A 10051-nucleotide genomic window follows, 5' to 3' on the forward strand; every position below is an offset into this window, starting at 1 on the left:
AGTATGTCAAGGTAGCTCGTCGGCACGTCACAATTGGATACTCCCTTCATGGCTTTAATTCTACTCATCATGCTCGCACTGGTACTCGGTATCGCCGTAGGCCAGGTGTTGCTTCTCCATAAGGTGACTCGGATTCACCTTGCTACATTCCAGCTAATGTCGGCGGGGCATGAAGTCAAGGGGCTCTTTCATCAGCTTCAGGCTTACAACGACCTCAACAGTCTTATTCGTCCCCAGTCACCTTTGCCTCTCTTGCGGGGGTGGGCTTCTTCACCTGATTTTCTCCTTCATTTGACGCAAGATGCCTTGCGAAGCAAGCCGTCAATAATATTGGAGTGCAGTTCAGGCGCCTCGACAACCGTTCTAGCCCGTTGCTGCCAGTTGAATGGCGCGGGTCATGTGTTCAGCTTGGAGCATGATGCCCGGTACGCAGAAGAAACTCGTGAGCAACTCGAAGACCAGGGTCTGGAGTCGTGGGCTACAGTGATTCATTCCCCACTGGTCGAAAATGTGGTTGCAGGGCAGCCGTGGTATGATTTGAGTGACCTTGCCACCTCAGTGGAATTGTCCTCCGCCGATATGCTTGTGGTGGATGGCCCTCCCGCTACCACGGCTCAGGAAGCGAGGTATCCCGCACTTCCTGAACTGGATAAGTATCTCAAGCAGGGCGGTAGGGTGTATCTGGATGACGCTAGCCGAAAAGATGAGTTGAGGATTATCGAAAGGTGGCTTGAGGAATATCCTGGTTACACGAAGAATGTGCTGCGAGCAGAAAAGGGTGCGGTTAAGCTTGTGAAGCAACTGGACCCCTAGAGAAGCTTGATCGAAATCTCGGCCTGCCTTAGGATGCTAGGCCGAAGAGGGGAAGAGGGGCGTGACGAATTTGTTGGTGGGAAATGATGTTTCGCGTCGAGTATTCTGTGGGGGCTCGGCTATCGCATCAGTATCCGTCGCAGGCCAGGCGTTCCAGCAATTAACTGGCCCACATACTGCCGAAACAATATAGAGCCCGCTGCCGCCTTTGCGAAGCTAAGCGAGTCCAACTTTCCCTTCTCTCCCTGCCAATATACCGTGGGAAATCCATAAAACGTGTATCGTTTATCATGCCGAGGCGCCAAGTTAACATCAGGTCTTTGCATGGGGTTGAACATCCCAAGGAGGGGCATGTGTATGTCGGTACATCTCTCCGATAGCCAGCATGCTAACCAGCTGAACGTGCTCACCGGTACCAGTACATGCTTCGTCTGACGGATGGTTTCGAAGTCATGGATTGGATTCCTTGATGGTATGAACTCACAATCGGAAAATCGTTTTCGCAATGTGTGTGTATACCAGTCATCACCCAGTTGTCCCATAAACACTGGCGTAAGCCCGGTGTTTTCAATGACGTGATCGATAAGAGCGGTCGGTGTCGGGATGTAGTCCGGGTGTGCGCCGGAAGCGATTTCGGCAGCACGCACGTTAACAAGCAGCTTATTTTCAGAAACACCGATCCCCTCAAGATGGCTGGGTGTTGGGAACAGGTCGCGGAACTGCTCAGGTCCACCATAATACTCGACTCTGCAAGCCCACCCTTCGTGATCCACGCAATCAACATCCCCTCTTTCAAGTGCATCTACCACGCGGCCAATATCGAGTTTGTGTCCGCTCACGTGGGCAGTCTTGGCAAACTCCTGTTTGAAAAGGCCTGCACTCTCGGGGTCATCGACAATTCCCCATTCAGGAATGTCGAGTCCGCAAATTCGAAGTCCTGGAACCCGCTTCGCAATAACGGTAGCGATCATGTATTGGAACATGCGGTTGCCAAGCCGTCCCTTGTGTCGTATACGCCAAACCTTTTCCAAATCACAACTCCGTGGCTGAAACGATGAAGACCCTGATACTGAACGTTTATGGCAATCCCGCGCCTGAGTTTCGAACTCTGCTTGGGTGCACTCTGCAGCTCCTCAAACAACGGCATTATAACCTGTCCTTGGGGAAAGGGCATCCCACCCGTGTGCACCTGGCAGGCAGCCGGAACACTAGTCGACTGCCTGACCCGCTGCGAAAGTAATGGCGTCACGCAGTAGTGCCTCGAAGTAACTATGCTGGCCTTTACGGCGGTTAAAATGATGCTCGTGCGTGTGAATTCAAGTGTCGCAATTCTAATGCTAGCTTAGAAGGGTAAAGTTTATGTGGTTGTCGCCTGAATGCCAAAAAGATCTGGTGAGTGTGATTGTTCCTACCTATAATCGCGCATCCGTCCTCACTGATGCTATGAATAGCGTTTATGGGCAGACTTACCGACCCATAGAGCTTATTATTGTGGACGATGGTTCGACGGATCCAACTAAAGATATTGTCGCGACGTTTTCAGAGCAGGTAGCTAATGATGGGTTGTTTAAAGTAAAATATATCCCAAAGTCCAACGAGGGGTGTCAGGCGGCTCGGAATCATGGGCTGAGATGTTCGGCTGGTGATTTTATACAGCTTTTAGATTCGGATGATGTGTTATGTCGGAATAAAATTTCGAATGCGGTAAGGCTCTATAAGTCCGATGCCACTATTGATCTGGTTTTTTCTAAATGGGTGGTTGATAACGGTCGGCGCATTATCCCGATGAGCGGCCCTCCTCTGGGTGGTGTATCACTGCTATCCAGTGTGGTGTCTGGCAATCTTTGTATATTTTCACCGATATATCGAAGGAATATCTTGGTAAGGGTTGGACCATTTAACGAAGAGCTCCTGGAAGCTCACGACATTGAATACTCTACGAGGGTGATGCAATGTATAAGGAGGGTTGAAAGAGACGATGAATGTGGTGGGGTTTATCGTATTGGGAAAACAGCAAGCAGTATAACTGGCTCTTGCACCGCAGGAACGCTACAGTCTGAATGGCATGTTAATCAGTGGCAAAAAAGATTGATATTAAAGGAGCCGGCCGAAGAGCTGAAAGATCGTGCACTCGCGCTGCTTTCTCGGCGAGCTTACTCCATTGCATCGCGCAGTCTTAGCGCTAATTGCCCAAGCCTTGGTCTGCGGATATTAGTTACTGAGTACCGGATTTGGCTGCCGTTGGCACCTAAGCAAACACTGAAGCGCCTTATCCTTGTTTTAAGGTTGTCAACTAACGCTGTGATGGGTCTCTTTTGGCGATTCTCTCGGCTGAGGCGTTCGTGTTGACTGTGAAGGCATTGGTGTAAGCGTGGGATATGTGCTCCGTAAGGCTAACTCAAAAACTCTATCCGTCATGGTTTCTTCGAGAAAATATGCGATGTTGATATATCTGTCCCCATCGATAATTCAATGTGCAGCGCGCTTTTAGGATTTTTGGGCGACTAAGTTGCAAGTAAGCCAAGAAAACTCTTAAGCTGTCCCCTAGTAGGGCACGCCAAAGAAAGCGGGGGCTGCCAAATAATTTTGGGAGATGCGCTAAAGCCGTCTTTTGAAATACGACCACCTTCCCGCGTCCTTGGCGAAATGCACGAAGAATGAGCCAGTTGGGTTTTATGTTTGACGCGGGAATCATGTGTTCCACAACGGCGTCGTGTACGAACCAAGCTTTGAAGCCCTCCCTCTCCGCACGCACTAGAAAGTCTGTTTCATCTCCCATGGGGAATGTCGTCGTGCCGTCCGTCGCAATGAGTTCATCAAAACGAAGTCCTTTGTCGAACACATCGCTTTTACATGCCATGTTAGGCCCAAAAATACAGGATGCCATGATGGGGCCATCTGACCAATCGGGGTCTGTTAGGGCGAAATTGCCCTGCATGGACACTGCTTCAGCCAACCAATCGCAGGGTTTGGCTTCCCAGCGTGGCATGATTCGGCCTCCGAAAAGGTGGTAGCTCGGATTAGAATTGGCCGCAGCCTCCAGGCTCGTGAGCCAATCCTTTCGGGCAATAACATCATCGTCAGTGATCACAACGAGATTGCCTTCACGCTCTGCAAGGCCCCGATTGAGTGCAGCGCTTTTTCCTGGTTTGGCTTCATAAATGTAGCTAAGCGGCAAGCGGTCTTGAAATGACAAAGCAACTTCCCTTGTGTTATCGTCACTCCGGTTGTCGACAATCACTACTTTCCAGCCATCTTCGGGTGGGGCGAGTTCAGTAAATGAGTCTAAAGTCTTTGCGAGCACATCGCTGCGATTGTATGTTGATAAGAGCAGAGTCAGCATAATCTTTGCTGTGGCCTCCTTTAGTAATGAGTCGTTCTTTGTGGTGCAACTCACTGTTCCATTGCTAGGTGCACCGAGGAATGATCATTCATGAAAGGTTATGGTTATCGACTATAGCTGCGAGCTTTGTAGAGTATGTGGTTGATAAGATTGTGCGGGAAGGGGCGTTTCACAATTGGAGTGGTCATGGCGGCGTAGTGCCTCTTGAACGCTTGGTGATGGTATTGACGCCCATCACGTTCAAAGATGCTATAGCGAAAACCTAACTCTGATTGATCGGTGACGATCCTGTGCGGATGAGCGGAGATGAGTGGGTGAATGGCCTTCGTATAGGCAATTGGTCCTGTTAAACGTAAAACCCCAATTCGCCCAGAACCGGCCTTATCGTAGCGGTAATTTTTTAGATTATATAGGACGCGCTCTATAACCGCGCGCAAAAATGGATGTCCCGGGCCGGCAATGATGTGCCATTGCTGATATTCTCCGCGTGGAATATCTCTCAAATCCTCGTGTATCCCCCAGCCCTCATATGCCTCGCCAACTCCGTTGCGCCACTGTGATAATATGAAGGTGTCATCTGGTCTTATGACGTTGTCGAGAGGTAAGTCAGCGGCGCTTTTTATGTCGAGGTACACGCCGCCAAGTCGATAGAGTAAAAGATACCTGAATAAATCCGCGCGGGCTGCCCCATAGTCAGGATTAATTCGATTGAAGATTTCCAGTATCTGCTGGCCATAATGTTCGAAGATGAAGCTGGCGATCTTTGCGTCGTCCCAGAGAAGATGCTTCCACCCAGGGTTGAGTTGTCTTAGATGGTGCGTATTTTTAGCAAGCTCACTTGGTAGTGGCAATGTGGAATATGTCTGGTGAATCAGTCGCGGCACTGCTTCAGCAAATGTCTGATGGTTGATGCTTATGCGCATATCAATATAGGCTCAGCGTCATATGTATGGGGCCGGCGTTCCGAATGAAACTCTATTCATTTGAGGATTCACATATAGATCGATCAATGGATGATGTCTACTTAAGCCAACCTCTGAGTCAGGCACCCCGGCCAGTCTCGGAAATAAAGGAGCTCCGTAGGCGGTCATGTACGACTTCTGCGAAGAGGCTTTTGCCAAGGGGGAAGCCACCTGGCATTTGAGCAAGGTTATCGCAGGGTAAGTGATTTGCTTCGATGAGGATGGGTCCATCATCTAGGATGCCCACGTCCCACCCGATGACCGGGACTGGAGCTTCTATAAGGTTGTGGGCGCGGCAGGTGAGTGCCCGGCACTCGGCCCAATAAGGAAGGTGGAATCCGGAAATAGTGGATCCAGTGTCTGGGTGAGTGTCCAAAACGTCGGGAGGAAGCGCGCCCTTCTTTTGAATGCCAGGCCCACAAACACCGGTGGCTAAATCGATCGGGGCAGCGATTCCACCGCGATCAAAGTTGTCGACAACCGCACCACCCGTTGGCATGCGTAGCGCCGCCATCAATGGTTGTGCTGACGTGTTTGAGCCGCGCACAGTCATGAATCGGACAGTTGCCAGACAGCCATTCGTCAATTTGCGCAAGCCGGAGTGGTTTGTGAGTACTTTTTGCACTATGTAAGGGCGCCCGGATTCGAGCGAGGTTTGACATGCAAATTCCTCCAGTTCTTCAGGAGTTAGCACAGAGCCTGAGTTGCCGTTGTAATACTGCTCCGTCGATTCTTGATCGTAACGCCAAAGGGAGGCGCCTCGCCCCTGAATCCAGTTTGCGGGTTTGATAAAAAGGTCCGAGGGCGGGAGGGCGCCGGCGGTGCCCGATATGATCTTTCCCTCGTTAATTTTTAGGATATTCGTGACCGTGGGTATGTTGTTCTCCGCACACCAATGCTCGAACGCTCCCTTATTTGAGAAGATTTGCGCATCCTGGGTTCTAGGGGCATGGCGATGTATTACCTGAAGCATCGGGCCGATATCTTTGAGGAAGTCCTGCGCGAGGTCGAGGCGATCGGGTCTGAAGAGGTGAAACTTGTAATATTGGTCAGGTCGTATTCCGGACCGCCAACGTAACATCAGGAGTTGTCGATATTGAGTAATGAGCGGGATGCCATATACAAGCTTTGTCTTGTTGCCAAAGCGACGAAGCCCGCCCCAAGCTTCATAGGGCGCCTCAATGATGCCGCGCACGCATATAATTAAGGCACCTAATTTAGCCCGACTGCTTTGCCTTCGGGTCCACCAAATCCACGTTTGCCAGCGTTTCAGTCCCGAGCCATTGGGTTTTGAGCGGGCCAGCCAGCGAATCCACAGTGGGCCCGGCCTATCCCTTTGCCATTTGATAGAGGCGAGTTCTTCGACCTTTTTGTGTTCTGGAGTCATTATGTTCAGGTCCTTCTTTGGGGTCGATGATGGAGCGTAATTTCTAGGTTATCTACGCGGCAATCACGAAAATCACTTTGTGTCGTGTTTCCGTTTGGCAAAATCAGCACCTTACCGGAGGCGCGACGGATATGAATGGTCGCCGGGTTATTATTCGCGTGCAACACCAGAGGCTTTCGGGCGATGTTCTCGGCCAACACGGCATGCTGAATGACTGGCGTGGCGGTTTCCGCCAATTCGCCCCCCCGCCCCCGGGGGGTGGCGACGTACGTGTTCAGCGGATGGCCCGAAGGGGGTGCAGCTACGGCACGTTCTCCGCCGTCCTGCTCCGAGATGGCCTTTTCCTGCCGACTTTGCCGCGAGATACTTACTATTAACCCGGCGATCATTCGCGTCCGTCTTGGCTTCGATAAGTCACTGATTTCGTGAAAGTTAAAAACGAAATCACCTGATTTTTTTGAGTGCCGCGTTAATATTTTATACCAATAAAGGTGCCCCTCGACATTTTCTTGTAATTCCCAGAAATCATGCTTTCTGCGATGTTGGGATTTAGGCTATCATACTGCTCCATCACAGTATCAAAGCCAACGTCGTTGATCATCTGAATGAGGTATTCGCGCTGTGGCCAAAACGATCTTCGATTGTCCCATGATGCCCATTTCAGGTTTTCTCTATTTTTAAAGTTTTCTTCATTTTTATACTCAGTAAACCAGCGCCCCGGAACATCTTCATGTTTACATATTGAAGTCAATCCAAAATGCTCATTTCCGTTTTTGCTAGATAAAATAAGAGTTTTCTTTAAAAGCTTTCCTATTTTTTTACGAAAGAATAACTTAAGATGTCGATCCTTTTCACTCGTAGCGAAATGCGTGTCTAAAATAAGCAGTTTTCTTGTCACCGAGGAAAGAAGTTTAAGATACTGTCTGGGGTTATCTATATGATATAGTAAGCCACAGCAAAAAATCGCATCGAATTCGCCATATTCAGCAATATTCCATGCATTATTTTTAACGAACATTAAGTTAGGCAGATTAACCTTCGATTTGACATAATTGCATGCGTCAATGTTGCTCTGCCGAACTTCAATCCCTAAAACTTGAAATCCCATCCGCGCAAACTCCACAGCATACCCACCCTCTAGGCACCCAACATCTGCTATACGAAGGTGATCCTTTTTGCCGGGAAAAGCCGTCTCTAGAATACGCCCCGCTGCTATAAGCCTTGGATCAGAGTCAATGGCAAAATTAGCCTCAGGCTTCGTGAAGCTTCCATCATCAAGACGGATGTTGTGTGCTGTGAAGTTGATGTTCATTTTTGATTTTCCAGTGGCCAAAAAATCTTAGCTGCTCAAGCTGTCGCAGCCACGCGCAGGACTTTGAAGGGATTCTGCCCGCGTAATTTGCTGGTTTCCCACACAGAGCGGATGATGCAGAAGGCACGGGTGCCCCCCATGGCCCGGAAGCCACCGATGACCTTCAGTTTCACCTTGATGGGACGGACCATCCGCTCGGCAAGGTTGTTGGTGAAGGGGACTCGCCAGTCGGTCACAAAACGCCAGATGGCATCGCGGAAGTCCCTCAGCCTCAGCAGCAGGTTCTTGGCCGGATGCGGTTTGACGCGGCGTCGACTGCCGTCCTCGGCGACCTGGGGCGGCTTGGCAGCCAGCCTCGGCCACGTGTTCGTCATAGGCCTCGAGGAATGCTCCGATCTGATCCCTCGGTAAGTGGGTCAGGCCCTGTTCCTTGGCCTGCGCCACGGCCTCATTGGCCTGCAGCAGCGACTCCCTGAGCAGGCGCGGCCAGAGATGAGCGGTGAGTTCATCGCTGTAGTTCAGTTCCCGAAGGTGGTGGGCGTTGCACAACACGTGCTCACAGCCGGTGTAGCGCCAGTAGGGAGCCCAGTGATCAGGTACAGCCACCCCTTTAAAGTGGGGCAGAATACCGGCCTCGTCCATGGCTTCATGACCTCGCCGGGCGTGAACCATCACCTCGTCAGGGTTTTTCACCATCTGCCGGGTCACGCCCTTGTGGCCCTTATGACCACCACCGGATCGTTGACCCTTCTGGCGCGGCTGGGCCGGGCCCTTACGCAGACCCTCCGAGGACGAGGGGTTGCTGGAGTTGCGGCTGCTCTTCTCGACCTTCTTTTCCAGCGCGGCCAATCGGGCACTGAGCGTCTCCAATGCATCGAACAACTGCATGATCAGCGCATCCTTCTGCGCGTGGCTCATGGCGTCGCGTTCTGCTTGACTGGGGCGCTGGAGCTTCATACGGAGCAGGATAGCCTATCGGAAAGAAAATGGGCAGACTGTGGGCAGGTGGGCTGAACAGTTACCGTACCCGAGCGGTGTGGGATGTTAATGTAAGAGAGGTTAATTAACCAGATTTGGGAAATCCCCCGGCTCTGCCGGGGTGACAGTAGAAGTTTGACATTGTAGGGAGTCCATTGGGAAAACTCCCGGTTGTGAGCCGCCAAGCACACGACACAGGAGAACCCCTGTTGTTTCCCACCCCAAATCGCTGATCACCGCCTGATCTGAAGCGGATTATTTCCTCGTTGATAGAGCCAGCGTGGTGGCAGAGTGTGAGTCGGGTGTGAGGCGAAGTGCCCGGATTGATTCACCGGGCTGGCGGATCGGGGCGGACAGGGGCATGATCTGAGGCCAACCCATAAAAGTGGCCCGCCACGGTAGCCGCCGTGCGGGCCGGTGGCCGGTGTGCTATTGCGGTTGAGAACGCCTTTGACCGGCGAACAATACGTTACCCAGCAAGGCTGGTTGAAAGCAAGCCTGACGTGTTGTCCGCTGCATCCTGCCGGGGGCTGTGGCTTTGCCCGCCACGGCAGCTATGCGCGCAAGCGGCCTCGGGGGGCACGGATCGCCCGCTGGTATTGCCCGCAGGGGCACCGCACGTTTTCCCTGATACCTGATTGTCTGGCGGCCCGCTGGTCGGGGAAGCTACAGGCGGTGGAAGTGGCGGTGATGACCGCGGAGATCGCGCCCAGTCTGGTGGCGGCCGCCAGGATGCTGCGCCCCGAGATCGAGGAGGCAGGGGCGGTGCGCTGGGTACGCCGCCGCAAGGATGCGATAGACGATTGCTTGCACCGCCTCAGGGGACTGCTACTCGACCTGCTCACCGACTGCGCCCCCACCTTGACCGCCTGCCAGATCGCATTAGGTCAGACACCCTTGCTCCCCGCCCTGCGTGAGATTGCCGCGCCCTGGCTCGATCAGTTACCGCCGCCATTCGGTTTTGCCCACCGCTGCAGTGGCGGTGTGTCCACCTCCCCGTCGCGCCAACACACAATGGGCCCTGACCCGCCTGGCAGCGGGGCGTAGCGTCGTGGAGCGACCGTTTGGGTCGTTTTCCCCGGAGACGCTGCCATGCCCGATCCCTCTCATGACCTGCGCCACGAGATCGCCCTGTTCCGTTTCGGGCTGATCGCCGACCTGGTGCGTCGGCCGCCCGGCGCGCCCGGGCTCTATACCCAGCTCCATGCCATTGCCGCCCGCACCCATCAGATCCCTGGCAGCCATCGCACCCATGT

The 10051-nt window shown here is 52.6% G+C and carries 9 protein-coding genes and 1 pseudogene; 3 read left to right on the forward strand and 7 right to left on the reverse strand.

The window, feature by feature from the left end; translation table 11 throughout:
* The first annotated feature begins 48 nt into the window (after positions 1-48).
* A complete protein-coding gene (locus ECTHA_RS0108330; protein WP_025282272.1) occupies positions 49-813 on the forward strand; it encodes a class I SAM-dependent methyltransferase in 765 nt (254 codons plus the stop codon).
* Positions 814-932: 119 nt separating this feature from the next.
* Here ECTHA_RS0108330 and ECTHA_RS19900 read toward each other — a convergent pair whose 3' ends face one another.
* Positions 933-1796, reverse strand: coding sequence for a hypothetical protein (locus ECTHA_RS19900; protein ID WP_128571936.1), 864 nt, complete (start codon positions 1794-1796; stop codon positions 933-935).
* Between the two features lie 376 nt (positions 1797-2172).
* On the opposite strand from ECTHA_RS19900, the gene ECTHA_RS20680 reads away from it, so the two are divergent.
* Complete coding sequence (locus ECTHA_RS20680) at positions 2173-3162, forward strand: glycosyltransferase family 2 protein (protein WP_084306866.1); 990 nt, start codon at positions 2173-2175, stop codon at positions 3160-3162.
* Between the two features lie 58 nt (positions 3163-3220).
* On the opposite strand, the gene ECTHA_RS19455 is transcribed toward ECTHA_RS20680, so the two are convergent.
* From ECTHA_RS19455 to ECTHA_RS20685, 6 genes and pseudogenes are all read right to left on the reverse strand, one after another.
* Positions 3221-4156, reverse strand: coding sequence for a glycosyltransferase family 2 protein (locus tag ECTHA_RS19455; protein ID WP_084306868.1), 936 nt, complete (start codon positions 4154-4156; stop codon positions 3221-3223).
* A gap of 104 nt (positions 4157-4260) precedes the next feature.
* Entirely contained in the window at positions 4261-5079 is an 819-nt protein-coding gene (locus ECTHA_RS19460) for a glycosyltransferase family 32 protein (RefSeq protein ID WP_084306870.1), read from the reverse strand.
* A 118-nt stretch (positions 5080-5197) separates the two neighbouring features.
* A complete protein-coding gene (locus tag ECTHA_RS19005; RefSeq protein WP_084306872.1) occupies positions 5198-6505 on the reverse strand; it encodes a sugar-transfer associated ATP-grasp domain-containing protein in 1308 nt (435 codons plus the stop codon).
* Positions 6506-6974: 469 nt separating this feature from the next.
* Positions 6975-7817, reverse strand: coding sequence for a class I SAM-dependent methyltransferase (locus ECTHA_RS17700; RefSeq protein ID WP_029762454.1), 843 nt, complete (start codon positions 7815-7817; stop codon positions 6975-6977).
* 35 nt (positions 7818-7852) lie between these two features.
* Positions 7853-8191, reverse strand: coding sequence for an IS66 family transposase (locus ECTHA_RS20545; protein WP_025281690.1), 339 nt, complete (start codon positions 8189-8191; stop codon positions 7853-7855).
* Positions 8192-8300: 109 nt separating this feature from the next.
* Positions 8301-8774, reverse strand: a pseudogene (locus tag ECTHA_RS20685) (DUF6444 domain-containing protein); the annotation flags it as partial.
* 471 nt (positions 8775-9245) lie between these two features.
* On the opposite strand from ECTHA_RS20685, the gene ECTHA_RS17710 reads away from it, so the two are divergent.
* Entirely contained in the window at positions 9246-9842 is a 597-nt protein-coding gene (locus tag ECTHA_RS17710; RefSeq protein ID WP_026623440.1) for a hypothetical protein, read from the forward strand.
* Positions 9843-10051 lie beyond the last annotated feature (209 nt).

The organism is Ectothiorhodospira haloalkaliphila ATCC 51935 (genome assembly GCF_000633935.1).
Classification (GTDB): Bacteria; Pseudomonadota; Gammaproteobacteria; order Ectothiorhodospirales; family Ectothiorhodospiraceae; genus Ectothiorhodospira; species Ectothiorhodospira haloalkaliphila.